This is a genomic window from Novosphingobium sp. PP1Y (assembly GCF_000253255.1).
Lineage (GTDB): Bacteria > Pseudomonadota > Alphaproteobacteria > Sphingomonadales > Sphingomonadaceae > Novosphingobium.
Genome location: NC_015580.1, coordinates 2,170,831 through 2,194,705 on the forward strand (window position 1 = coordinate 2,170,831; position 23,875 = coordinate 2,194,705).

Sequence of the window (23,875 nt, forward strand, 5' to 3'; positions counted from 1 at the left end):
GGTGCCTAACTGCAATCCAGTGATGCGGTGAACCGCACAAGTTGTGAAACCAACGGCGCCATCGCATGAGAAAATTCAGGAGAATCCATGAATATCCAGTTCCTCGATGCGGCTACTCCCAGTGATGAACGCCTCGTGGCCCGCCTCGTCAACCAAGATGCGATGCCTGCCGATCTCGAACCGGTGCTTGCAGAGGGAGCGAAGCAGTCGCGTTTCACCGGCAAGGCCGGGCAGGTCTTCGAAGGTTTCGTGGAGCGTGACGGCAAGGTCGTGCGTGTTGTGCTGGCGGGCATTGGCGCCGCGTCGGCCAAGGATCGCCGCGCTGCCATCGAAAAGGCCGGTGCGGCCGTCGTTGCCAAGTACCTGACCAGTGGCGAGACCGCACTGGCGCTAGATGTGACCGGGGCAGGGCTTTCCGCCGAGGAAACTTCAGGCGCGCTGCTCGGCGCGGTGCTGCGTTCCTGGCGTCATGACGTCTATCGCACCAAGCTGTCCGACGAAGCGAAGCCCACTCTGGCAGCGATCTCGGTGATCGGCGCTCCCGATGGCACTGCTGCCAACTGGGACGTGGAAACCGCCGTGGCGGACGGCGTTGCCTTCACCCGCGAACTGGTGACCGAGCCTGCCAACACGATCTATCCGGAAAGCTTCGTTGCCCGCTGCGAAAAGCGCATGGCCGGCACCGGGATCAAGATCCGCGTGCTCGACGACAAGGAAATGGCCGAGCTTGGCATGGGCTCGCTGCTCGGAGTGGCGCAGGGCTCTGTTCGCCCCGCGCGCCTGCTGGTGATGGAATGGATGGGCGGCGCCAAGGGCGACAAGCCCGTTGCCTTCGTCGGCAAGGGCGTGACCTTCGATACCGGCGGTATCAGCATCAAGCCTGCGGCCGGCATGGAAGACATGAAGTGGGACATGGGCGGAGCAGGCGCGGTTGCGGGCACCATGCTCGCACTCGCGCTGCGCAAGGCCAGGGCCAATGTCGTGGGTATCTGCGGCCTTGTCGAGAACATGCCAGACGGCAATGCCCAGCGCCCCGGCGACGTGGTCACTTCGCTTTCGGGCCAGACCATCGAAGTCATCAACACCGACGCCGAAGGTCGCCTCGTGCTGTGCGATGCGCTGACCTGGGTGCAGCGTGAGTACAGCCCGGCCAGGATCGTCGATCTTGCCACGCTGACCGGCGCGATCATCCTTTCGCTGGCTCACGAATATGCAGGCCTGTTCTCCAACAACGACGAGCTTGCCGCCGAGCTGACCGCAGCCGGCGATGCCTCGGGCGACCGACTGTGGCGCATGCCGATGGGCCCCAGCTACGACAAGATGCTCGACAGCCAGATCGCCGACATGAAGAACGTCGGCCCGCGCTTCGGCGGCTCGATCACTGCGGCGCAGTTCCTCAAGCGCTTCATCGAGAACGATACGCCCTGGGCACACCTCGACATTGCCGGTACCGTCTGGACCGACAAGCCCGGCGCGACCTGGGACAAGGGTGCGACCGGCTACGGTGTGCGCCTGCTCGACCGTTTTGTTCGCGACACGCTCGAAGCCTGATAGGCAAGGGGAGGGACGCGGCCGATGCGGGTCGATTTCTACCAGCTCAGCCGCGATCCAGCCGAAGTCGCATTGCCGCTGATCGCGGGTAAGGTCGTCGGGTCGGGCGAGCGCCTCCTGGTGGTCTCCGCTGACGGCGAGCAGCGCAAGCGGATCCGGCAGGCCCTGTGGTCGGCTGGGCCCGACACGTTCCTTGCCAATGGCGAGGTTGGCGATGGACAGGAGGAACGCCAGCCGATCCTCCTGTCCGATGCGCCGCAACCGGCTAATGGGGCGAAGTTCATGGCCATCGCCGACGGGCAGTGGCGTGAAGGCAGCGAACCGTTTGCGCGCACCTTCTACCTCTTCGACGAATCGACGGTTCAGCAGGCCCGCGGCGTCTGGCGCGAACTGCGCTCTCGCGAAGGCGTGGAGCACTATTACTGGAAGCAGGAAGGCGGCCGCTGGGTCCAGGCCGGATAAAGGCGTGCTTGCGGCGCAACCGAAACCCCGCTAGGGGCGCGCGCAACTTTCCCAAATACCATACTTCGCAAGGAACCAGACATGGCGGTTACCCGCACCTTTTCGATCATCAAGCCCGATGCCACCCGTCGCAACCTGACCGGCGGCGTCACCAAGATGCTGGAAGAAGCGGGCCTGCGCGTCGTCGCTTCCAAGCGCATCCAGATGACCCAGGAACAGGCCGAGGGCTTCTACGCCGTCCACAAGGAACGCCCGTTCTTCAATGACCTCGTCTCGTTCATGATCTCGGGCCCGGTCGTGGTCCAGGTCCTCGAGGGTGAAGATGCCGTGAAGCGCAACCGCGACGTCATGGGCGCCACCAACCCGGCCGATGCCGCCGAAGGCACCATCCGCAAGACCTACGCCGAATCGATCGAAGCCAACTCGGTCCACGGTTCGGATTCGGATGAGAACGCCGCGATCGAGATCGCCTACTTCTTCAAGCCGGAAGAGATCGTCGGCTGATCGACGGTTAATTCTTCGCAAGATGGATGAAGGCCGCCCGATTGGGCGGCCTTTTTCTTTGCGGCAGGCTTTATCGTTCGGTTAATCAATAGTTAGCTAATTGAATCCGAATTGCAGGAGGTTTGCTTTGATCGGCAGGACATTCATCATTGTAGCCGGCGCATCGTTCATCGCAGCAGTGATCACCTCGGGCGCCGCGCAGATCAGCGCGGGCACAGCGCCGGTGCAATTGCTTCAACTTGTTGCCATGCGTTAGGCTCATGCCGAGCCGCAAAAGGCGGTTATTGCGCGCTCTGCTCGACCGTCACGAGGCGCGCGAGGCAGCGTGAGTAGAGCTGGTGCTCGGCGATCAGGACGCGGGCGGCCAGACTGTCGGGCGTATCCCCGGGAATGATCGCAACCGGGGTCTGGCCCAGGATCGGGCCGTCGTCGAGTTCGGCGGTGACGAGGTGCACGGTAACGCCGCCATGCGAATCGCCCGCCTCGATGGCGCGCTCATGGGTGTGCAGCCCGGTGTACTTGGGCAGCAGGGACGGGTGGATGTTGACCATGCGGCCCTCCCACCCCGCGACGAATTCCGGGGTGAGGATGCGCATGTAGCCGGCCAGGGCGACCCACTGCGCACCCGATTCGCGGATCGCGGCGTCCATTGCCTTGTCATGTTCCGCGCGCGCCATGCCCTTGTGCGAAAGGGCGAAGGTGGGCACGCCTTCTGCTTCGGCGAGGACGAGGCCCTTGGCTGCCGGGTCGTTGGAGGCGACCAGGACGATCTCGAAAGGACAGTCCTCGGCCCGGCTCGCGTAAAGCAGGGCGGCCATGTTGGTGCCGCTGCCGGAAATGAGGACGGCAACCTTTTCGCGGTTCATTCGAAACTTCCGTTCGCGTCAGGCCGGAGGGATACCAGCATCCTTGGTCTCAAGCGAAGTGAGTCGCTTCCCAGTTCTCGCGAGCGGACCAGACTTCGGCCTTGCCCTGCACGGTGCAACCCTTCTCGCCCGGCTCGATCGCGCCGATGACGTGAACGGTTTCGCCCGCCGCTTCGAGTTCGGCCTGCAGCGCGCCCGCGTCGTCGGCGGCCACTGCAAGGACCATGCCGATGCCGCAGTTGAAGGTGCGGGCCATCTCGCTGGGCTCGATGTTGCCCTGGGCCTGGAGGAACGCCATCAGGCGCGGCTGCAGCCATGCGCCTGCGTCGATGCGCGCATGCAGGCCCTTGGGCAGGACACGCGGGATATTTTCCAGCAGGCCGCCGCCGGTAATGTGGGCGAGAGCGTGGATGCGGCCCGAGCGGATGAAGGGCAGCAGGCTCTTCACATAGATGCGCGTCGGCGCGATCAGCGCGTCGATCAGCAGGGTTTCCGCATCGAACAGGGCCGGGCGGTCGAGCTTCCAGCCCTTGTCCTCGGCAAGGCGGCGGACCAGAGAATAGCCGTTCGAGTGCACGCCCGAGGACGCGAGGCCAAGCAGGACGTCGCCGCTGGCCACCTTGTCGCCGGTCAGCTGCTCGCCGCGCTCGACGGCGCCGACGCAGAAGCCGGCAAGGTCGTAGTCGCCAGCGGCATACATGCCGGGCATTTCGGCCGTTTCGCCGCCGATGAGGGCGCAGCCCGACATCTTGCAGCCTTCGGCAATGCCGGCAACGACGCGTTCGGCGACGCCGTTCTCGAGTTTTCCGGTAGCGAAGTAGTCGAGGAAGAAGAGGGGCTCCGCGCCCTGCACGATAAGGTCGTTCACGCACATGGCGACAAGGTCGATGCCGATGTGGTCGTGACGGTCGTGATCGATGGCGAGCTTGACCTTGGTGCCCACGCCATCGTTCGCCGCGACAAGGAGCGGGTCCTTGTAACCGGCCGCGCGTGGATCGAAGAACCCTCCGAACCCTCCGAGGTCGGCGTCCGCGCCGGGACGGGCGGTCGCTTTGGCCAGCGGGGCGATGGCTTTGACAAGGGCGTTGCCGGCCGCGATCGAAACGCCGGCCTGCTCATAGCTATAGCTCTTCGAGGAGTTATCTTCGGACATTGCGCGCGCATAGTGCGCAATCGGTTTCGAGTCACGCCCGACCCGCAAAAATGACGCACAAAAAACGCCGGGGATGCCCAAGTTCGGGCGCAGTCGCTTTCCTGCTTGGATTTCGCTCGCCGTTTGGGCAAAAGGCCCGGGTTTTGACAATGGCCACGACAATCTCCCACAAATTCCGGCGGCTCGCCCGCACCGGTTCGCTCAACGGCGCCGCTGGGCGCAAGGGCCTGATCCTCGGCGGCGTAGCCGCGGCGGCGCTCGCCTTTGCCGGCGGTTCCGCGCTGATCGCGCAGATCGATGGTGACCGGGGCATTGCCCCGCTCGTCAATTCCGAGGATATCCAGGTCAACGGCATCAAGGTCGACGTGTCGGACAAGACTGGCGCCGATGCCCGTCTAAAGGCATGGAAGGAGGCGGAAAAGGAAGCCTGGAAGAAGCTGGGCGGTCCTGACATGCCGGTCGAATCGATCGATGCCATGGTCTCGTCCGTGGTGATCGAGCACGAACAGATCGGTCCGCACCGCTATATCGCCTCGCTGGGCGTCATCTTCGACAAGGCCAAGGCGGGCCAGTTCGTCGGCGGAGACGGTGCGACGGTCCGTTCGGCGCCGCTGCTGGTCATTCCCGTGCTCTACTCGGGCGGTGTGCGTCAGGTCTTCGAGGTGCGCGGACCGTGGCAGCGCGCCTGGGCCGAGTTCCAGGCCGCGCAAAGTACCATCGATTATGTACGCCCCGCCGGTGCGGGCGGCGAATCGCTGATTCTCACGGCGGGACAGCCGGGCCGGCGCAGCCGCCTGTGGTGGCGAAACGTGCTCAACCAGTTCGATGCGGCTGACGTGATCGTGCCGGTGGCCCGGCTCGAGCGCCAGTGGCCGGGCGGCCCGGTGAAGGGTACGTTCACGGCGCGCTACGGCCCGGACAACAAGTTCCTCTCCAGCTTTGAAATGACGGCCGCAAGCGAAGAGCAGTTGCCTGAAATGCTCGACAAGGCAGTGCAGCGCATCGATGGCATCTACCGCGGTGCGCTCGATCAGGGGCTGCTGCAGCCCGACCCGACGATCACCGCCGGTCGCCTCACGCTGGACCGCGCTTTCGCCGAATTGCGCGACAAGCTGATGCCCCAAGGCGCGCCGCCGCCAGAACTTCTCACGCCTCAGCCGATCCCGGGCGCCGCGTCCGAAAGCGTCGCTGCCGGTCAGGTCGAGACGGTGACCGTACAGTTCGCAACGCCCGATGCGGGAGCGGTCGACGCGGCGCTGGCTGCCGTTCGCGGCGTGCCGGGCGTGAGCGGGGCCGCTACGGTGAGCCTTGCCATCGGCGGAACCTCGGTCATGCGGGTCTCCGCAACGGGCGGGGCGGAACGCCTTGCCGCGGCGCTGAAGGCGCAGGGCTGGAATGTTTCTGTCAGCGGTTCCACGCTGAGGATCAGCCGCTAGGACCGGGCCTTGGGCATGAGGCAGATTGCATTACCGCTTTCATCCAATCGGGACAGGCCCCCGCGCATCGTCGTGGGCAATGCCAATGCGTCCGTGATCGACGCGATGTCGGAACCGGGCAACTGGCCATTCCATACCGCGATCCTCACCGGACCGCCGCGCTCGGGCAAGTCGCTGCTTGCCAGCTGGTTTGCCGATTCGGGCGTGGGCGATGTCGTCGACGATGCCGACACGGTCGACGAGGACGCGCTGTTCCACCGCTGGAACCGTGCGCAGGAGAGCGGACGGCCCCTGCTCATCGTCAGCAACCGACCGCGCGGCAATGGCGAAGGAGCCTGGAAAGTCAGCCTGCCGGACCTCAATTCGCGATTGGGAGCCGCACTTGACCTCGAAATCGACGTGCCGGACGACGAGATGCTGGCCGCCTTGATGGAAGTCCACGCCGAGATGCGCGGCCTCGTTCTTGACCATTCCGCAACCGATTATCTTGTACCACGGTGCGAGCGTAGCCATCTGGGGGTCGAACGGCTGCTCGAAGCGATCGATCGGCTCAGTTTGGAACGCAAGCAGGCCCCCACACTGGCCATCTGGCGCGAAGCCTTGATCGAGACTAAAGGCGGTGCTCCGGAAGGCCTCGGGAACTAGGTCTGCTCTACGATGCTTGCCTTGCAGGCGAATTGATGGGAGATTCGGGCAATGCTCGGTAATCTTGTCCGATATCTGGATTCTGTCGTGGCGCGCGATCCTGCGCCTCGTTCGCGTTGGGAAGTGCTGCTCTATCCCGGCGTGTGGGCGCTGTTCTGGCACAAGATCGCGCATCGCCTGTTCAATGCGCGCCTGTTCTTCCTCGCGCGCGCAGTCAATCACCTCTCCCGGTTCATGACCGCGATCGACATCCACCCGGGCGCAACCATCGGCAAGAACTTCTTCATCGACCACGGTTTCACCGTGATCGGCGAGACGGCCGAGATCGGTGACAACGTCACCATCTACCAGTGCGTCACGCTTGGCGGTTCCAACCCGACGAACGGCAAGGGCGGCAAGCGCCATCCCACGCTGGAGGACAATGTCATCGTCGGCTCCGGGGCCCAGATCATCGGCCCGGTGACCATCGGCAAGCGCGCCCGCATCGGCGCCAGCGCCGTCGTGACCGAGAGCGTGCCCGATGGCGCGACCATGATCGGCGTCAAGGCGCGCTCGACCCTTGTCGCCGCAGAGACTTACGCTAAGGACTTCATGCCTTACGGCACGCCCTGCAAGGAACCGTGCGAACCGGCGCCCAACCAGCGCGTCGACCAGCTCGAAGAGCAGATCGATGCCCTGCGTGCGCAAGTCGAGGCGCTCATGGCCGAACGTGAAGAGGCGCGCAAGTCCACCGAACCGGCATGCAAGGGCGTTTGAGCTGAATGTCGGTTGGGCCGGCCGGACTGAATTCCCATCACGGCAGTGTCGTTGCATTCCCCGGGCGCAAGCCTCTGCAGGTGGGGTTTGAGCGCGACGAGCTGATGCGCATTCTGGATCTTTACGGGCGCATGGTCGCGGCCGGACTGTGGCGCGACTACGCCATGGACTTCGGCAAGGACGCCGCGAATTTCAGCGCCTTTCGCCGCGCTGCAGAACGCCCGCAGGCGCGGGTGGAGAAGCGCCCGGCACTGCGCGGAAAGCAGGGCATGTGGACATTGTTCGGCGAGGCCGGGCAAGTGCTCAAGCGCGGGCATGAACTGGCCGGCATTCTCAGCCCCCTCGAACGCAAGCTCCTCAAGGTCGTCGAGGATTGAGGGCAGGGGGCTGTTTTGCTCCCGTTCTCAGCCGCGCTTGCCTGACAGCATCGCCATCGCGTGATGCGACTGCTCCATGCCGTTGTCGAAGACACGGTCGCCGCGCCGGTCGCGGATACGTTCCCAGGCCGCTGCGAATCCTTCGACGGTCCGCTCTGCCTCGGGCAGCAGGACGCCGTCGTTCATGGTGATGAAGGCGCCCTGGTAGACGCCGCCACCCGCACCCACGATGGCATCGCTTGGCGCATCCTTCGATACGAGGAAGAGGGCGGCGGGCACCACGGCTTCCGGAACGAAAGCATTATAGGCTTCATCGGGAAAGATGTCGGCGGTCATGCGCGTGCCCGCCGTCGGGGCGATGGAGTTGACGCGGATGTCGTACTTGGCGCCTTCCATGCGCAAGGTACGGGCGAGGCCGAGAACGCCGGCCTTGGCTGCGCCGTAGTTGGCTTGGCCGAAGTTGCCGCCAAGACCGGAGGACGAAGTCGTCATCAGAACGCGGCCGTAGCGCTGCTCGCGCATGGTTTCCCAAACCGCCTTGGTCGCAAAGGCGCTGCCCAGCAGGTGGACGCGCACGACCAGCTCGAAATCGGCCGGGTCCATCTTGGCGAATGTGCGGTCGCGCAGGATGCCGGCATTGTTGATCAGGACATGGACGCCGCCCCATGCTTCCCTGGTGCGCGCGACCATCGCTTCCATCTGGGCGAAGTCCGAAACGTCGCCGCCGTCGGCCATGGCCTCGCCGCCAGCTACGCGAATTTCCTCGACCACCGCCAGTGCGGCGTCGGAGTGGCCGCGCCCGTCGCGCTCGCCGCCGAGGTCGTTGACCACGACTTTCGCGCCGCGCCGCGCCAGTTCGAGGGCATAGGCGCGTCCCAGTCCATTGCCCGCACCGGTCACGATTGCGACCTGTCCTTCGAACGAAATGGGCATATTCTTGGCACTCCGGCTTGGCGCTTGAGGGGGCTTGCCGCGAGATGGCAGGTTGCGCGGCGCGGTTCAATTGCAAAGCTTGCCCACGAAGCGCGTGCTGCCGCTTGCTCCCGCGCGTTCTCGGGGCCATAGGCGGTCCGAACGAATCCGGCGATTCCGCGCGAAGCGGGATTGCATTTGACCAGACCGCCCAAGCGAAAGGCCCCCGCGATGAAAGTCCGCGTCCACGTCAGCCTCAAGCCCGGTGTCCTCGATCCGCAGGGTCGGGCGATTCATCACTCGCTCGAAGGCCTCGGCTTCTCGGGAGTGAACGACGTCCGCGCCGGCCGCCTGATCGAGCTCGACGTTGCCGACAACGTCAGCGACGAAGCGCTCGACGACATGTGCCGCAAGCTCCTCGCCAACATGGTGATCGAGAACTACCGTATCGAGAAGGTCGCCGCATGAGCTTCCGCTCCGCCGTCATCACCTTTCCCGGCTCCAATTGCGACCGCGACATGGCGGACGCGCTGGAGAAGGTTTCGGGCACCGCGCCGCATCGCGTCTGGCACGGTGACGCCGACCTGCCCGAGGGACTGGACTTCATCGCCTTGCCGGGCGGCTTTTCCTATGGCGACTACTTGCGCTGCGGTGCGATTGCCTCGCGCTCGCCGGTGATGCGCGCCGTCATCGAGGCTGCCGGTCGCGGCGTTCCGGTGCTCGGCGTCTGCAACGGTTTCCAGGTCCTGACCGAAAGCGGGCTGCTGCCCGGTGCGCTGCTGCGCAACTCGGTGATCCGCTTCGTCTGCCGCGACGTTCGCCTCAAGGTCGAAAACGCGCAGTCGCTGTTCACCAGCGGCTATGAAGCGGGACAGGAAATCCTCATTCCGGTCGCCCACCACGACGGCAACTACTTCGCCGACGAAGCGACGCTCGACCGTCTCGAGGGCGAGGGCCGCGTGGCCTTCCGCTATGCCGAGGACGTCAACGGTTCGGCCCGGCAGATCGCCGGCGTGCTCAACGATGCCGGCAACGTGCTGGGCATGATGCCGCACCCCGAACGTGCCATCGAGGCTACCCACGGTGGCACGGATGGTCGCGCATTGTTCGAAAGCGCTATCAGGGGCTTGGTCGGCGCCTGATCGCCAGGCAGGCCGGCGTCCCGGGCGTGGCCCGGGGCAGTCGGCCTGGTCCCCTTAAATTCGTAAGTGGTGCACAATTGCCGACAAGGCCCGCGCATTATCGCGCGGAATCTTCAGCCGTGCGCGGTGATCCGCTCAGGCCGCGCTCTGTCGCGAATTGGCCGGATTGCGGAATAGCGCAATTGCATCTTCGGGGGCCATGGGGCGACCGAAGAAATAGCCCTGGATCTTGCGGCAGCCGAGCTGCCGGATCATGTCGACCTCATTCTGGGTCTCGGCACCTTCGGCGGTTGTCGACATGCCGAGGCTGTCCGCCATGGCGACGACGGCGCGGATGATCGCCAGGCTCTCGGGATTGCCCGTGGCGGCGCCCTGCACGAACATGCGGTCGACCTTGATCGTGGAGAAGCGCAGCTTGCGCAGGTAACCCAGCGAGGAATAGCCGGTCCCGAAGTCATCGAGCGCGATGCCGCAGCCCAGCGCCATGACTTCCTCCAGCGCGGCATTGGCCATGGTCGTGTCGCGCAGGAAGATGCTCTCGGTCACCTCGATCTCGAGCCGGTTCGGGCTGAGCCCGCTGTGCTGGAGCGCACCGACCACGCTGGCCACGAAGTTCTGGTCGAGGAGCTGTTCGCCCGAAACATTCACCGCAACGCGGATGTGTTCGGGCCAGTTCATCGCTTCCTTGCAGGCCTCCCGGAGCACCCATTCCCCGATCGGCACGATCAGGCGGGTATCCTCCGCCAGCGGGATGAACTTTGCCGGGCTGACGCTGCCGTGATCCTTGCTTTCCCAGCGCAGCAGCGCTTCGAAGCTGACGACGCCCTCGGTGTCTGCCGCGACGACGGGCTGGTACACGACCTTGAATTCGTCACGTTCGAGGGCGCGGCGCAGGGAGAATTCCAGCTTGCGCCGCTCCTCGGCATGGGCGTGAAGGGCCGGTTCGTAAGTGAAGTGCTCGTTACCCCCGGTATCCTTGGCGCGGTAGAGCGCCAGGTCGGCATTGCGCATGAGGGTCTCGACAGTCGAGCCGTCGCGCGGGCCGATCGCAGAGCCGACCGAGGCGCCGACGTAGAGAGTGTGGTGATCGACTTCGTAGGGCTGTGAGAGGCGCTTGATGACGCGTTCGGCGACACGGTCGATATGGGCAAGGTCCGAAGCGTCGCGGATGACGATGGCGAACTCGTCGCCGCCAAGGCGGCCGCACAGTTCGTTGTCGGTCATCTGCTCCTTGAGTCGCTCCGATACCCGGGCCAGCAACTGGTCGCCGACGAGATGGCCCAGCGAATCGTTGACCGCCTTGAAGCGATCGAGGTCGATCATCAGGAAGGCGCAGCGCGTGCGCCACTTGTCCGCGTAGTCCAGCGCGTCGCCCAGCGCTTCGGTGAGCATCATGCGGTTGGGCAGGCCGGTGAGCGTGTCGTAACGCGCGAGCCAGGCAATCTTGTCGGAATTCTCGCGCGCTTCGGTGACGTCGGAGCCGACGCCGCGGAAGCCGTCGAAATTGCCCTTTTCGTCGAGCTTGGGCGTGCCGGAAAGCTCCCACCAGCGCGGTTGGCCGTGGATCGTCACGCGCACCAGCAGGTTGTTGAAGTTCTCGCGCCGCTTGATGCGCTCGGCAAGGTCGTGGAGGCTGGTCGAGAACTGGCCGCTTTCCCACGCCGATCCGGCGATGAGCTGGATCAGGGGCTGCCCCTCGATCTCCTTGGCATCCATGCCCAGGGCAAAGGCGAAGCGCGGGGAGACCGACCGCACGCGGCGTGCGGTATCGATCTGCCAGAGCCAGTCTGCCTCGCCTTCCTCGAACTCGCGCAGCAGCATCGAGACGACTTCGTCCTTCTCGACAATGCCGGCTTCGGCGATCTTGGTAGTGACGTGGCGCCGCGCGCTTTCGATGGCGGCGGCAATCACGATCCCCGAGAAGGCGATGCTGACCGCGGCCATGTCGAACATGCCGCGGCTCAGGAAGAACACGATGGCGGTAGCGCCGGTGATTCCGGTGAACAGCAAGGTTCCCAGCGGTACAGCGGGCAGCAGCACGGCCGATGCGGTCATCAGCATGGCCAGCACGATCCACAGCTTTACTTGCGTCTGCGCGTCGACGAAGAATCCGAGGCCGCCGATCGGGACGGACCAGGCCAGGCCGTTGAGAATGGAGCTGATCATCTGCGCGTGGACTTCGTCGCGCGAGATGCGGCGCTTGTCCGCGTCGATCAGCGTGCGGTCTATGCGGACCCCTCGCCAGAGCGTGACGCAGGCCACTGCGATCCAGACCGCGACAGCTGCCATCGGCACTTGCCCGAAGACGAGCGCCGCGGTTGCGAGCATGGCGGAGATCTGCGTCGTGACCCGCGCGAAAGTGGAGTGGCCGAGGCAGGAATACTGTATTCCCCGCAGCCGACTCCAATCGCCGTCGTCCGGATCCGATAGCCCGAGCACCGCCAATACTGGCAGTTCCCGTGGCATGGCGCAGTAGGTGGACGTGTGCGTGTTCACTCCCCTGGAATAACCGACCAAGTGTTATTACAGGGTAAAAGTCGTACGATCAGTCGCCAGGGCCTGAATTATTTCCACGAACGGCCGTTATTCGACGGTTACGCTCTTGGCGAGATTGCGGGGCTGGTCGACGTCGGTGCCCTTTACGCAGGCGACGTGGTACGCGAGCAACTGGACCGGCACAGCATAGACCAGCGGCGCGATCAGCGGGTGGACCTTGGGCATCTCTATCGTCGCGATGCAGCCTTCGCCGGCTTCCTCGATGCCCTCCCTGTCGGAAATCAGCACGACCTTGCCGCCTCGGGCGCGCACTTCCTGCATGTTGCTGACGGTCTTTTCGAAGAGCGGCCCGGAAGGGGCGAGGACAATGACCGGGACGGCATCGTCGATCAGCGCGATCGGACCGTGCTTCATCTCGCCCGAGGCATAGCCTTCGGCATGGATGTAGCTGATTTCCTTGAGTTTGAGCGCCCCTTCGAGGGCAAGCGGGAAGTCCGGTCCGCGCCCCAGGTAAAGCACGTCGCGCGCCGGGGCGATGAGGTGTGCCATCTCGGCGATTTCCTCGTCATGGGCCAGCGCGGCGTTGAGGCAGGCAGGCGTTTCGACGAGATGATTGACGACTTCCATCTCCTCCTCGCGTGCCATGCGCCCGCGCTTGACCGCAAGATGTGCGGCGAGGGCGGCGAGCACGGCAAGCTGGCAGGTGAAGGCCTTGGTCGAGGCGACGCCGATTTCCGGACCGGCATGGGTGGGCAGAAGCAGGTCGGCCTCGCGCGCCATCGTGCTGGTCGGCACGTTGACGACGACCGCGATCTTCTGGCCCGCCTCCTTGCAGTGGCGCAGCGCGGCGAGCGTATCGGCGGTTTCGCCGGACTGCGAAATGAACAGGGCCAGCCCGCCCGGCTCCAGCACCGGTTCGCGGTAGCGGAACTCGCTGGCGACATCGATGTCCACCGGCAGGCGCGCGAAATGCTCTATCCAGTACTTCGCGACCATGCCGGCGTAATAGCTGGTGCCGCAGGCGACGATGGTGATGCGGTTGACGCTGGTGACGTCGAAATCGATCTGGGGCAAGGCGACGGAGTGGTCGATCTGGCGGATATAGCTGCGCAGGGTCTGGGCAACGACGGTCGGCTGCTCGAAGATCTCCTTCTGCATGAAGTGGCGGTAGTTGCCCTTCTCGATCGCCACGGCCGAAGCGCCGGAGGTTACGATCTCGCGCTCCACCGCATGGCCTTCGACGTCGTAGATCTGTGCGCCCTCGCGGGTGATGACGACCCAGTCGCCCTCTTCGAGGTAGGAAATGCGCTGGGTGAGCGGGGCCAGCGCCAGCGCGTCGGAGCCCAGGTAGGTCTCACCCTCGCCATAGCCAACGACGAGGGGCGAGCCGAGGCGGGCGCCGATCAGCATGTCGGGGAAGCGGCGGAAGGCGATGGCAAGCGCAAAGGCGCCGCGCAGCTGCGGAAGGGCTGCCCTGACCGCTTCCTGCGGCGACCGGCCGGCCTCGACCAGTTCGGAGACGAGGTGCGCGACCACTTCGGTATCGGTCTGGCTCTCGAACTTGCGTCCGCGCGCGACGAGCGCTTCGCGCAAGGGCCGGAAGTTCTCGATGATGCCGTTGTGGACGAGCGCCAGTTCCCCGGTCGCATGGGGATGGGCATTGACCGTGGTCGGCGCGCCGTGGGTGGCCCAGCGGGTGTGGGCAATGCCGACGAGGCCCGGCGCAGGATCGACGGCCAGTTCCTTGACGAGATTGAGAAGCTTGCCCTCAGCCCTGCGGCGGATCAACTGGCCATCGTGAACGGTGCAGACACCTGCACTGTCATAGCCGCGGTATTCCATGCGCCTGAGGCCGTCCACCAGGCGCTCTGCAACCTCTTCCTTGCCGACGATACCGATGATTCCACACATGTGCCGCGCTTGCCGCCTTGTTCCGGATGAATGTTGTTGTCGCTGGACCCAGCCTTGCTGGTCCTGCAGATGGCGCTCCGTCCTGCAATGGACAAGCTTGAAAATCGGTTTAGCCGCCGACCTTCGCAAGCGAGCGGTGGAAAGTTCGCTCAGTCGCCGTCGAGCAGGTCGCCAAGGCCGCCCAGGATTGACCCTTCACCCCGGTTCTGTCCCCCGCGCGAACCGGCAGCCGCCAGCATCCGACCGGCGAGGCGCGAGAAAGGCAGGGACTGGACCCAGACCTTGCCGGGGCCGCGCAGGCGCGCAAAGAACACGCCTTCGCCGCCGAAGATCATCGACTTGACCGAGCCGGCGCGGATCACGTCGAAGTCGATGCCCGAAGTGAATGCGGCCACGCAGCCGGTGTCGATGTGAAGTTCTTCGCCCGCGGCCAGCTCGCGCTCGATCACCGTGCCGCCCATCTGCACGAAGACCCAGCCATCGCCTTCCAGCTTCTGCATGATGAAGCCTTCGCCGCCGAACAGGCCGGTCATGATCCGCTGCTGGAAGTGGACGCCGATGGAGACGCCGCGAGCCGCGGCGAGGAAGGCGTCCTTCTGGCAGATCAGGCGCCCGCCGACGTCGTCCAGCTTGATCGGGAGAATGGCGCCGGGCACGGGAGCGGCGAAGGCGACGCGCGCCTTGCCTTTGCCGTGATGGGTGAAGACGGTCGTGAACAGGCTTTCGCCGGTAACGAGGCGCTTGCCTGCGCCGAGCAGCTTGCCCATGAAGCCGCTGCCTTCGCCGCCCGAACCGTCTCCGAACACGGTCGACATCTCGATAGGGGCATCCTTCCAGACCATCGCACCCGCTTCGGCCACGGCGCTTTCGCCGGGATCCAGCTCGATCTCGACGAACTGGAGTTCCTGGCCCTTGATCTCGAAGTCGACGTCGTCGGAAATCGAAGAACTGCGCGAATGGCTCCAGGGACTGCCGGACATGATGCCTCCTTTTGGGGTGAATTGCTGGAACCCGGGTTTGGGGTGAGCGATTATCCTTGTCAAACCGCGTTCATCGGATACGCTTTGCAGTTCGTCGACCACTAACAAGGTGCGCGGCATTTCAGCGGATTCGTCGACCTCCAAAAGGTGCGCGGCGCATTTGGGTGAGGATGAAAGCATGAACCACTGGAAGGCCTTAATTCCCGGAATGTGCATGGCCATGGCGGTCGGTGCGGCTGCAGGGTCGTTCCCGGCGCGTGCCGAATCGGTTTCGCCGGGCCATCTGGGCGAAGTCAGCCAGTTGGTGGTTGCGCCCAATGTCATGGACAAGCAGCGCACTTCGGCAGGCTTCGGCTTCATACGCGCGGGCAAGCTGAAGAAGGCGATTGCAGAATTCGACGCAGTGATTTCTGCGGCGGACCGCAGGCACCTGGGCGATCCGCGTCCGCGCTTCTGCGCGCGCGATGAACGCGATGCCTCGAAGATCACGACCGCGACCGGTGCTTCGGGTACAAGCCCCGTGCTGATCGATGCTGCGGTGTGCGATGCGCACTTCGGCAAGGGCTATGCCCTGATCGACATGGGGCGCGGCGATCTGGCCGAAGCGGAACTGCGCCGCGCGACCGAACTGGCGCCCTTCGATGCGCATTACGCCAACGAATATGCCGAACTCTACAAGTCGCGCCGCGACTGGAAGACTTCGCTCGAACTGTTCCTGCGCGCCTGGGACGTGACCGACAAGAACCCGGCTGGGCCTGACGCCGACCTTGCCGCGCGGGCGCTGCGGGGGATCGGCTACAACCAGATGATGCTCGGCAACCTCGAAGCGGCCGAGAATTCGTTCAGGCAGTCGCTGGAATTCGAGCCTGGGAACAAGGCCGCCAGCATCGAACTGGGACATATCGCCCGGCAGAAGGCAATCGGTTCGTAATTCAGCTCCGGAGGCCGGGCGGAACTACTTTTTCTGCTCGGCCTTCTTCTTCTTCATCGTATCGTGAAAGCGGTCTGCCCAGCCGGGCTTGACCAGCTGTTCCCCGCGCACGAGGCGCAGTTCGCCCGGGGCGACGTTGCGCGTGACTGCGCTGCCGGCCGCGACGATCGCATCCGCGCCGATCTGGAGCGGGGCGACCAGGGCGCTGTTCGAGCCGATGAAGGCGCGCTCGCCGATCACCGTCTTGTGCTTGAAGTAGCCGTCGTAGTTGCAGGTGATCGTGCCCGCGCCGATGTTTGCTCCCGCGCCGATCTCTGCATCGCCCAGGTAGCTGAGGTGGTTGGCCTTGGCGCCTTCGCCCAGCACCGCCTTCTTGATCTCGACGAAGTTGCCGACCTTGGAGCCGGACTTGAGCACCGCACCGGGGCGCAGGCGGGCGTAGGGGCCGATCTCGACCCCGCTTTCCAGCGTTGCGCCTTCAAGGTGCGAGAAGGCGCGAATGGTGACATCGTCGGCGACCGTCACGCCAGGGCCGAAGACCACATTGGGCTCGATCGTGACGTCGCGGCCAAGCTGCGTATCCCATGCGAAGAACACCGTTTCCGGCGCGGCAAGCGTCACGCCATCGGCCATGGCGTCCTTGCGGCGACGGGCCTGCCAGCGTGCTTCGGCCTCGGCCAGTTCGCCGCGGCTGTTGATGCCGCCCACTTCGTCCGGATCGTCCGTGGTGATGACCGCACAGGTGCGGCCCTCGAGCGTGGCGACATTGACGATGTCGACGAGGTAGTACTCGCCTTGCGCATTGTCGTTGCCCACGCGTGAGAGCAGGTCGAACAGGTCCGCCGACTTCACCGCCATGAGGCCGGAGTTGCACAGGCGGCAGGCGCGCTGCTCATCGGTTGCGTCCTTGTACTCGACCATCATTGCGATGCGGCCATCGTCGTGGGCGAGCACCCGGCCGTACTGCAGCGGATCTTCCGGCTCGAAACCGAGCACCACGACCGCCGGGGAATCCTCTGCGTGAAGGCGTTCGATCATGGCGCGCATCGTTTCGGTGCGCACGAAAGGCACATCGCCGTAAAGGATCAGGACATCGCCGTCGAAGCCCTGCAGAGCGCCCTGTGCCTGCTGGACGGCATGGCCGGTGCCCAGCTGCGGCTCCTGCACTGCGAAAGTCACGCTTTCGCCCAGGGCCTTTTCAAGCTGCTCCAGCCCGTGCCCGGCCACGACGACCTGCCGCTGCGGGGAGAGTTCGGCCGCGCTGGCCATGAGATGCTCCAGCATCGGCCTGCCCGCAATGGGGTGCAGGACCTTGTGCAGGTTGCTCTTCATGCGGGTGCCCTTGCCGGCGGCAAGGACAACGACCGCGAGCGGGGCGAGGGGGGATGAGTCTTCGGCCATGGCGCTCATGTGCCAGCAAAATGTTGCGGTTTCCACATCAAGTCTTAACTGGGGACGCGATGAGCACATTTCCATTCGATATCGTCGGGTTCGACCTCGACGGAACCCTTCTCGACAGTCACGGGGATCTGGCAGCGGCAGTGAACCACGCGATCTCGTTGGAGGGCAGGCAGGCGATCCCGTCGTCCGAAGTGCGCGACCTGATCGGCGGCGGAGCGAAGAAGATGCTCGCCCGCGCGCTGGAGGTTACCGGGGAGCCGGTTTCCGATGCGCGTTTCGACGAATTGCACCGCATCCTGCTCGATTTCTACGAGGCCAATATCGCGGTCGAGACGCGCCTGTTCCCGGGCGGACTCGAAATGCTGGACGGTCTGGCTGCGCGCGGCGTGAAGATCGCGGTGGTGACCAACAAGCTTGAGCGCTTCGCCGTGCGGATCTTCGACGAGCTCGGCCTGTCGGATCGCTTCTTCACGGTCATCGGCGGCGATACGCTGGGGCCGGGCAAGGCCAAGCCAAACCCCGATCTCATCTACGAGATGCTCGACCGGGCCGGTGTCTCGCGGCAGGAGGCGCGCGCTGTCTATGTCGGCGATACGACTTACGATACCGGCGCGGCTGCCGCTGCGGGGCTACCGTGCGTCGCGGTGAGCTTTGGCTTCTGCGACAAGCCGCCCCGCGAACTGGGTGCCAATGCGGTGATCGATCACTTCGACCAGCTCATTCCCGCGCTTGACTATCTGGGAACCGCCTCTGTGCGCTGAGCCAACAGGCGCGGTTCCGTTGCAGATCAGGGCTTGGGCGGATCGACGCCTTCCGGAAGGACCAGCACTTCCACGCCGGCATCCGGTTGGAGGTAGCGCTTGGCCGTCGCCTCGACATCGGCGGCGGTGAGCGCCATCAGGCGCTCGCGCGCCTTGACGAAGCGGTCGATCCGGTCGCTTTCCGACTGGGCGCGATCGACCAGCGAGAGCCACCCGGTGTTTGACTTCAAGGCGTTCTGGAAGGCTTCGTAGAGCGGTTGGCGCGCCCGGGTCAGGATGTCGTCGCTGACCGGTGCCGAGCTTAGTGCGGCGAGAACCTTGTGGATCGCCTTGCGGGTCGCCGCGACATCCGCCACGTCGACCGAGGCGTTGATCGAGAACGTGCCGTATCCCTTCCACTCGCGCGAGAGCTTGCTGCTGGCCGAAGGCGAATAGGTCTTGCCCAGCGCTTCGCGCAATTCGTCGGTCAGCTCGATGCGCATGACCCGTTCGAGCAGTTCCAGCTCGAGCGTCTGCTGCGGGTCGCTGTCGTCGCGGGTGGGGAAGGTCAACCGCAGCAATGCCTGGTCGGATGCGCCGGTGTGTCGCAGGACGCGCGGTTCCCGATCTGGCGTGAAGGTGCGCGGCGGCTGGTTCGCATAGTCGCGGAATGCCGCTTCGCGCGGCGGCAGCGCCCCCAGCGTTTGGGCGACAAGAGCGATAGCCTTGTCCTCGTCGATGTCGCCGACGATGCCCAGTTCGATGGCGCCGTGGGCAAGTCTGTCGCCGATGTCGCGCTTGAGTTCGTCGAAAGTGCGGTGGCGATAGGCGTCGACCGGCTGCAGGCTGAAGCGCGGATCCTTGTCCGAAAGGATCGCGCCGAGGTCCGCGCTCAGGGCCGAAGCCGGGGTGGCCCGCAGCTGGGCGAAATAGTTGTTCACCTGTTGGCGGTACTGCACCGCGCCCTCCGGGCGATAGCCGGGGTCGGTGATGAGCGCGGCGATGAGGTCAAGCTGCAGCTCGAGGTCACGCGGCGTGGTCTGGTAGCGTCCGTCGAAGCTTGCATCCGCGCTGGTGAGGCCGAAGCCGACAGTCCGTCCGGCGAAGATCGTGTCGAGATCGTCGCGGCTGTGCTTCCCGAGCCCGCCTTCGTCGAGATAGGAGACCATTTCCGTCGCCAGCGGGTCGCTCCTGGTATCGAGCTTGTCGCCGCCATCGATGCTGATGCTGACGCGCACCTTGTCCCTTTCGATGTCGGTGCGCTTGAGATTGAGCATTACGCCATTGGCGAAGCGGATCTCGCGGATGCCGAGTTCGGGCCCGATCCGGTCGCTGACCACTTCTCCCGGAGCGCCGAAGTCGGTGTAGCCGAAATCGCTGAGCGCGGTGGTTTCGCTGCGCTCGACCGGGGCCTTCATCGCCTGTTTCCAGCTATCCCGCAGCGCTTCGCCGCCGCCTTCGGGCGCGATCCGGCCTTCGAAACGCAAAAGCGGTTTCCTGAGCGGGATCGCTTCGCGCTCAAGCGCGGCGAGGACGGCTTCGGGGGTTATCTGCGGCGCAAAGGCCTCGAAGCGTTGCAGCACGGTTTCGGGCGTGGAGGGCACTGTCCGGTCGGTGACGAGCGCCAGCGCGGACTCGGCGAGCGCGGGGTTGCTGCGCGTGTCGGCCGAGCCCAGGGCATCGACCAGGGTGTTGCGGATCGAGACCACCTGCTCGGCGACTTCGGAGGAGGCAAAACCGTAGGCGAGGGCGCGGCGATATTCAGCTACGGCGGCCTGAAGTCCCTCGTGCCACTTGCCGTCGACGGTATCGACTATGAGGCGCGTCGAGCGCGCGGTTTCAAAAACGTCGCCGGTGCCGAACCCTGCGCCTCGGAAAGGCGGGGACGCCTGACGCGAGAGGCGCTGGAGGCGGCGATTGACGATGTCGTAGCCGATCGAGCGCAGCAGGTTTTCCTGCCGCTGCTTCACGCTGTCGGGTTCGTAGAGCCAGGGGCCGTTGCGCAGCGCGGTTATCCGCTCGGAAAGGGCAGGGTCGACGTAGATTTCCGTGCGGCTCTTGTCTTTCGCCCGAATCGGTCCGGCATCGGGCTGCGGCTCGGACGGTTCGGCCTGCCAGTCTCCGAAATGGCGCTGTATACCGGCGACCATCTCGTCGATGTCGAAATCCCCTACGACGACAACGGTAACGTGCGCAGGCACATACTCGCGGTGGTAGAAGGCGCGCAGGCTTTGAGACGTGGCGGCATTGAGTGTCTGTGTCGTGCCGATCGGCAGGCGATTGGCATAGAGCGAGCCGGGGTAGAAGAACTTCAGCCCGTCGACCGCATTGCGAAAACCGAAGGTGTTGCGATCGCGCATCTCGGACAGAACGACGCCGCGCTCGCGCTCTACTGCGCCCTGCGAGATGGTCAGTTCGCTGGCGGTCTGGCGCATGAGCATCAGCGCCGTGTCGAGCAGGGTGGAATCGCTGCGCGGCAGGTCCAGCTTGTAGATCGTGCGGTCGAAGCTGGTCGAGGCATTGGTGTCCGCGCCGAAGGCGAGGCCATCGCGCTCGAGCAGGGGAATCATCTCGCCTTCGGGCACGCGCTTGCTGCCGTTGAAGGCCATGTGCTCCACGAAGTGGGCGTAGCCCTGTTCGCTGTCGCTTTCGTCGAGCGAGCCGGCTTCGACCAGCATGCGCACCACGCCGGTCCCGGCAGGGGTGGCATTGTGCCGGACGACGTAACGCATGCCGTTGGCGAGGCGCCCAAAGCGATAGTCCGGATCGAGCGGAATGTCGCTGGCCTCGAAGGCCCAGGAAGTGTCGTCGCGGGGGGGCGTGTTCTCCCGGGCTGCCAGCGGGGCCGGCAGGAGCAGGAGAAGCGCAATCAGGAGTCCTCTCATCGCGCCCAGACCTGCCCCAGCGGCGCGCATATAACAAGGGCCCGGATCGCGATTGCCACCGCGTTCCGGGCCCTGAAAGGCTTTGTCAGCGCCCCGATCGAGGCGCGTGGCCGGTTACTTGCCGCGCAGCTTGCGGTGCTTCGAGAGATCGAAGACTTCGCTCGGGCCGTTATCGTCCTGCAGCAGGCCGAGGCGGCGCGCGACTTCCTGGTAGGCTTCTTCCTCACCGCCGAGGTCGCGGCGGAAGCGGTCCTTGTCCAGCTTTTCGCCGGTTGCCATGTCCCACAGGCGGCAGCCGTCGGGGCTGATTTCGTCGGCGAGGATCACGCGGCTGTAGTCGCCGTCCCAGATGCGTCCGAACTCGAGCTTGAAGTCCACGAGGCGGATGTTGATCGCCGCGAACATGCCGCACATGAAATCGTTCACGCGGATGGCCATGGCGGAGATGTCCTGCATCTCCTCGTTGTTGGCCCAGCCGAAGCACGCGATGTGCTCTTCGGCGATCAGCGGATCGCCCAGCGCGTCGTCCTTGTAGTAGTACTCGATCAGCGTGTGGGGCAGCGGTTCGCCCTCGGGAATGCCGAGACGCTTGGAGATCGAACCAGCGGCCACGTTGCGCACGACGACCTCGATCGGAATGATCTCGACCTGGCGCACGAGCTGCTCGCGCATGTTGAGGCGGCGGATGAAGTGGTTGGGAACGCCGATATGGTTGAGGCGCGTGAAGACATACTCGCTGATGCGGTTGTTGATCACGCCCTTGCCCTGGATCGTGCCCTTCTTCTGCGCATTGAACGCAGTGGCATCGTCCTTGAAGTACTGGATCAGCGTGCCGGGCTCGGGGCCCTCATAAAGGATCTTGGCCTTGCCTTCGTAGATCTGGCGGCGACGGGACATCGGATTCGTCCTTGATACGGTAAAAGTACAAACCCCGGCACGATGGAGTCGCTTTCACGACTGCGCGGGCCGGGGCGTTCGCTTCGCGCATATAATGCAAGCCCGATCAAAAGCAAACTGCGCGGCTTCACACTTGAGGACAGCAGCGCAAGGAGGCAAGGTCGCGGCCCAGAAGGGAGCCGGTAGCATTGAAGACGAACACCGCCGATGCCGTGCAAGACTGGATCGCGCAAAGCCTAGGCAGGACATACGTTTCCGACTGGCTGACCGTCGACCAGTCGATGATATCCAGGTTTGCCGATGTCACGCAGGACTGGACGTTCCTGCATGTGGACGAAGATGCGGCGCGGTCGGTCGGGTTGGAAGGCACCATCGCTCATGGCTTTCTCTCGCTCTCGCTGCTTTCGGTCCTTCTGGAAAGCGCGCAGACGCCCAGGCTTCCAGGGATTACCAAGGGGTTCAACTATGGGCTTGATCGCGTGCGCTTTCTCGAGCCGGTTTCGTCCGGGGCCCGGGTACGCGGTCATTTCAGCGTTGCGGAGATTGTCGGGACGGGCCCGGGCCGGTATCGCCAGACCCTCAAGGTCAGTGTCGAGATCGAGGGGCGGGTGCGACCGGCGCTTGTGGCAGACTGGCTGATCATGGCAATGACCTGAGGGAACACGCCAGCGACATGACGATAGCCATCAAGGCCCTGACGGGCGCGCAGATTCTCGAGGCGATCGACGATCTGGCCGCATTGCGCATCGCGGTCTTCGCCGAGTGGCCCTATCTCTATGACGGCGACCCAGCCTACGAGGGCGACTATCTGCGCGAATTCGTGGCAGCGCCCGAGGGCATTCTCGTCGCTGCATTTGATGGCAACCGCATCGTAGGGGCAGCGACGGCCTCGCCGATGGCGGCTCAGAAGGCGGAGTTTCGCGATCCTTTCGATGGAAGGGGCATCGATTCTTCGCGGCTTTTCTATTTCGGCGAGTCCGTCCTGCTGCGCGAGTATCGCGGGCAGGGGATAGGCCATGCCTTTTTCGACCATCGCGAAGCGCAGGCGAAGCAGTGCAATGCGGCATGGGCCACGTTTGCAGCCGTCGTTCGCCCGCCCGATCATCCGGATCGTCCGCCGGACTACGTGCCGCTCGACGGCTTCTGGCGCAAACGCGGCTATTCTCCCGTGGATGGCCTGGTCACGCAATTCGCGTGGAAGGACCATCGTGACGCTCGGGAGAGCGAGAAAGCGATGCAGTATTGGATGCGTGCGTTGGCTGACTAGCGGGAATCGCCCAGCAGTGCGGTGACGAGATGGCGAGCCGCCAGCGCGACTTCCTGCCAGGTTTCCTCAAAACCCTCCGGACCGCCGAAATAGGGATCGGCGACGTCGCTGCCTTCCATGCCCGGAACATGATCGAGGAGCATCGACAGTCGCGCGCGCGGATTGCGTGGGGCGAGGCGCTCAAGATCGGCATAATTCGCCCGGTCGAGCGCGATGACATGGTCGAAGCGCTCAAAGTCTTCGCGGCTGACCTGCCGTGCGCGGTAGGTCGAGATGTCGATGTCGTGACGCAAGGCTTCCGCCTGCGCGCGCGGATCGGGCGGGTTGCCGACGTGCCACGAGCCGGTGCCCGCTGAATCGACGCATAGCTCCAGCCCGGCCTGCAGTGCTTCATGGCGCAGCGCGGCCTCGGCCAGCGGCGAACGACAGATATTGCCGAGGCAGACGAAGAGGACGGACGACTGAAAGGGTTCGCGGGTCATGTGCCGGCTTTTAGCGGGGGCGTCAGGCGGCGTCATCCTTGCTTGCTTAAAAGCATCGGGTGGACTGCGGGGCCACCGTCA

At 64.8% G+C, this 23,875-nt stretch carries 22 protein-coding genes and 1 pseudogene; 13 read left to right on the forward strand and 10 right to left on the reverse strand.

Features of this window, described 5'->3' with window-relative positions; translation table 11 throughout:
• The first annotated feature begins 87 nt into the window (after nt 1-87).
• The 3 genes from PP1Y_RS16425 (at nt 88) to ndk (ending at nt 2,517) form a co-directional block, all read left to right on the forward strand.
• On the forward strand, nt 88-1,551 hold the full coding sequence (locus PP1Y_RS16425; protein WP_013833237.1) for a leucyl aminopeptidase: 1,464 nt from the start codon (nt 88-90) through the stop codon (nt 1,549-1,551).
• Between the two features lie 24 nt (nt 1,552-1,575).
• Complete coding sequence (locus tag PP1Y_RS16430) at nt 1,576-2,013, forward strand: DNA polymerase III subunit chi (protein ID WP_013833238.1); 438 nt, start codon at nt 1,576-1,578, stop codon at nt 2,011-2,013.
• Between the two features lie 81 nt (nt 2,014-2,094).
• Nucleotides 2,095-2,517 carry a nucleoside-diphosphate kinase gene (gene ndk / locus PP1Y_RS16435; protein ID WP_013833239.1) on the forward strand — a complete coding sequence of 141 codons (423 nt, stop codon included), beginning with the start codon at nt 2,095-2,097 and terminating at the stop codon, nt 2,515-2,517.
• Between the two features lie 293 nt (nt 2,518-2,810).
• Here ndk and purN read toward each other — a convergent pair.
• Nucleotides 2,811-3,383, reverse strand: a pseudogene (purN, locus tag PP1Y_RS16440) (phosphoribosylglycinamide formyltransferase); the annotation flags it as partial.
• A 49-nt stretch (nt 3,384-3,432) separates the two neighbouring features.
• Nucleotides 3,433-4,536 (reverse strand): phosphoribosylformylglycinamidine cyclo-ligase, encoded by a 1,104-nt coding sequence (purM, locus tag PP1Y_RS16445; protein WP_013833241.1) that lies wholly within the window; start codon nt 4,534-4,536, stop codon nt 3,433-3,435.
• Between the two features lie 149 nt (nt 4,537-4,685).
• Here purM and PP1Y_RS16450 point away from each other — a divergent pair, with 149 nt between their 5' ends.
• Genes PP1Y_RS16450 through PP1Y_RS16465 form a run of 4 tightly spaced genes read left to right on the forward strand, consistent with a single transcriptional unit; the run spans nt 4,686 to nt 7,750 of the window.
• Entirely contained in the window at nt 4,686-5,972 is a 1,287-nt protein-coding gene (locus PP1Y_RS16450) for a hypothetical protein (RefSeq protein WP_013833242.1), read from the forward strand.
• Nucleotides 5,973-5,987: 15 nt separating this feature from the next.
• Nucleotides 5,988-6,617, forward strand: a complete 630-nt coding sequence (locus PP1Y_RS16455; RefSeq protein WP_013833243.1) for an ATPase — start codon at nt 5,988-5,990, stop codon at nt 6,615-6,617.
• A gap of 51 nt (nt 6,618-6,668) precedes the next feature.
• Nucleotides 6,669-7,373, forward strand: a complete 705-nt coding sequence (gene epsC, locus PP1Y_RS16460; protein WP_013833244.1) for a serine O-acetyltransferase EpsC — start codon at nt 6,669-6,671, stop codon at nt 7,371-7,373.
• 5 nt (nt 7,374-7,378) lie between these two features.
• Complete coding sequence (locus PP1Y_RS16465) at nt 7,379-7,750, forward strand: DUF2794 domain-containing protein (protein WP_041558933.1); 372 nt, start codon at nt 7,379-7,381, stop codon at nt 7,748-7,750.
• A 27-nt stretch (nt 7,751-7,777) separates the two neighbouring features.
• Here PP1Y_RS16465 and PP1Y_RS16470 read toward each other — a convergent pair whose 3' ends face one another.
• Nucleotides 7,778-8,683 carry an SDR family NAD(P)-dependent oxidoreductase gene (locus PP1Y_RS16470; protein ID WP_007011301.1) on the reverse strand — a complete coding sequence of 302 codons (906 nt, stop codon included), beginning with the start codon at nt 8,681-8,683 and terminating at the stop codon, nt 7,778-7,780.
• Nucleotides 8,684-8,893: 210 nt separating this feature from the next.
• Between PP1Y_RS16470 and purS the strand changes: the two genes are divergently transcribed.
• The gene (gene purS / locus PP1Y_RS16475; RefSeq protein ID WP_007011299.1) at nt 8,894-9,130 is read left to right on the forward strand and encodes a phosphoribosylformylglycinamidine synthase subunit PurS; all 237 of its coding nucleotides are present in this window, start codon (nt 8,894-8,896) and stop codon (nt 9,128-9,130) included.
• On the forward strand, nt 9,127-9,804 hold the full coding sequence (gene purQ, locus PP1Y_RS16480; protein WP_013833246.1) for a phosphoribosylformylglycinamidine synthase subunit PurQ: 678 nt from the start codon (nt 9,127-9,129) through the stop codon (nt 9,802-9,804). Before purS ends, purQ begins: the two co-directional genes overlap by 4 nt.
• A gap of 135 nt (nt 9,805-9,939) precedes the next feature.
• On the opposite strand, the gene PP1Y_RS16485 is transcribed toward purQ, so the two are convergent.
• From PP1Y_RS16485 to PP1Y_RS16495, 3 genes are all read right to left on the reverse strand, one after another.
• Nucleotides 9,940-12,270 carry a bifunctional diguanylate cyclase/phosphodiesterase gene (locus tag PP1Y_RS16485; RefSeq protein WP_013833247.1) on the reverse strand — a complete coding sequence of 777 codons (2,331 nt, stop codon included), beginning with the start codon at nt 12,268-12,270 and terminating at the stop codon, nt 9,940-9,942.
• 117 nt (nt 12,271-12,387) lie between these two features.
• On the reverse strand, nt 12,388-14,211 hold the full coding sequence (gene glmS, locus PP1Y_RS16490; protein ID WP_013833248.1) for a glutamine--fructose-6-phosphate transaminase (isomerizing): 1,824 nt from the start codon (nt 14,209-14,211) through the stop codon (nt 12,388-12,390).
• Between the two features lie 149 nt (nt 14,212-14,360).
• Nucleotides 14,361-15,191: a TIGR00266 family protein gene (locus PP1Y_RS16495; protein ID WP_013833249.1), complete on the reverse strand. Its 831-nt coding sequence runs from the start codon at nt 15,189-15,191 to the stop codon at nt 14,361-14,363.
• 178 nt (nt 15,192-15,369) lie between these two features.
• Between PP1Y_RS16495 and PP1Y_RS16500 the strand changes: the two genes are divergently transcribed.
• Nucleotides 15,370-16,122: a lipopolysaccharide assembly protein LapB gene (locus PP1Y_RS16500; RefSeq protein ID WP_232512405.1), complete on the forward strand. Its 753-nt coding sequence runs from the start codon at nt 15,370-15,372 to the stop codon at nt 16,120-16,122.
• Nucleotides 16,123-16,146: 24 nt separating this feature from the next.
• Here PP1Y_RS16500 and glmU read toward each other — a convergent pair whose 3' ends face one another.
• Nucleotides 16,147-17,523, reverse strand: a complete 1,377-nt coding sequence (glmU, locus tag PP1Y_RS16505) for a bifunctional UDP-N-acetylglucosamine diphosphorylase/glucosamine-1-phosphate N-acetyltransferase GlmU (protein WP_013833251.1) — start codon at nt 17,521-17,523, stop codon at nt 16,147-16,149.
• A 59-nt stretch (nt 17,524-17,582) separates the two neighbouring features.
• Between glmU and PP1Y_RS16510 the strand changes: the two genes are divergently transcribed.
• On the forward strand, nt 17,583-18,284 hold the full coding sequence (locus tag PP1Y_RS16510) for an HAD-IA family hydrolase (protein WP_013833252.1): 702 nt from the start codon (nt 17,583-17,585) through the stop codon (nt 18,282-18,284).
• A 26-nt stretch (nt 18,285-18,310) separates the two neighbouring features.
• Here PP1Y_RS16510 and PP1Y_RS16515 read toward each other — a convergent pair whose 3' ends face one another.
• Nucleotides 18,311-21,148 (reverse strand): pitrilysin family protein, encoded by a 2,838-nt coding sequence (locus PP1Y_RS16515; RefSeq protein WP_013833253.1) that lies wholly within the window; start codon nt 21,146-21,148, stop codon nt 18,311-18,313.
• Between the two features lie 114 nt (nt 21,149-21,262).
• Nucleotides 21,263-22,045, reverse strand: a complete 783-nt coding sequence (gene purC, locus PP1Y_RS16520) for a phosphoribosylaminoimidazolesuccinocarboxamide synthase (RefSeq protein WP_007011290.1) — start codon at nt 22,043-22,045, stop codon at nt 21,263-21,265.
• Nucleotides 22,046-22,233: 188 nt separating this feature from the next.
• Here purC and PP1Y_RS16525 point away from each other — a divergent pair, with 188 nt between their 5' ends.
• Together PP1Y_RS16525 and PP1Y_RS16530 are read left to right on the forward strand one after the other, a co-directional pair.
• The gene (locus PP1Y_RS16525; protein ID WP_013833254.1) at nt 22,234-22,701 is read left to right on the forward strand and encodes a MaoC/PaaZ C-terminal domain-containing protein; all 468 of its coding nucleotides are present in this window, start codon (nt 22,234-22,236) and stop codon (nt 22,699-22,701) included.
• A 17-nt stretch (nt 22,702-22,718) separates the two neighbouring features.
• Complete coding sequence (locus tag PP1Y_RS16530; protein ID WP_013833255.1) at nt 22,719-23,312, forward strand: GNAT family N-acetyltransferase; 594 nt, start codon at nt 22,719-22,721, stop codon at nt 23,310-23,312.
• Here PP1Y_RS16530 and PP1Y_RS16535 read toward each other — a convergent pair.
• The gene (locus tag PP1Y_RS16535; RefSeq protein WP_013833256.1) at nt 23,309-23,794 is read right to left on the reverse strand and encodes a low molecular weight protein-tyrosine-phosphatase; all 486 of its coding nucleotides are present in this window, start codon (nt 23,792-23,794) and stop codon (nt 23,309-23,311) included. The genes PP1Y_RS16530 and PP1Y_RS16535 overlap by 4 nt on opposite strands.
• Between the last annotated feature and the right edge of the window lie 81 nt (nt 23,795-23,875).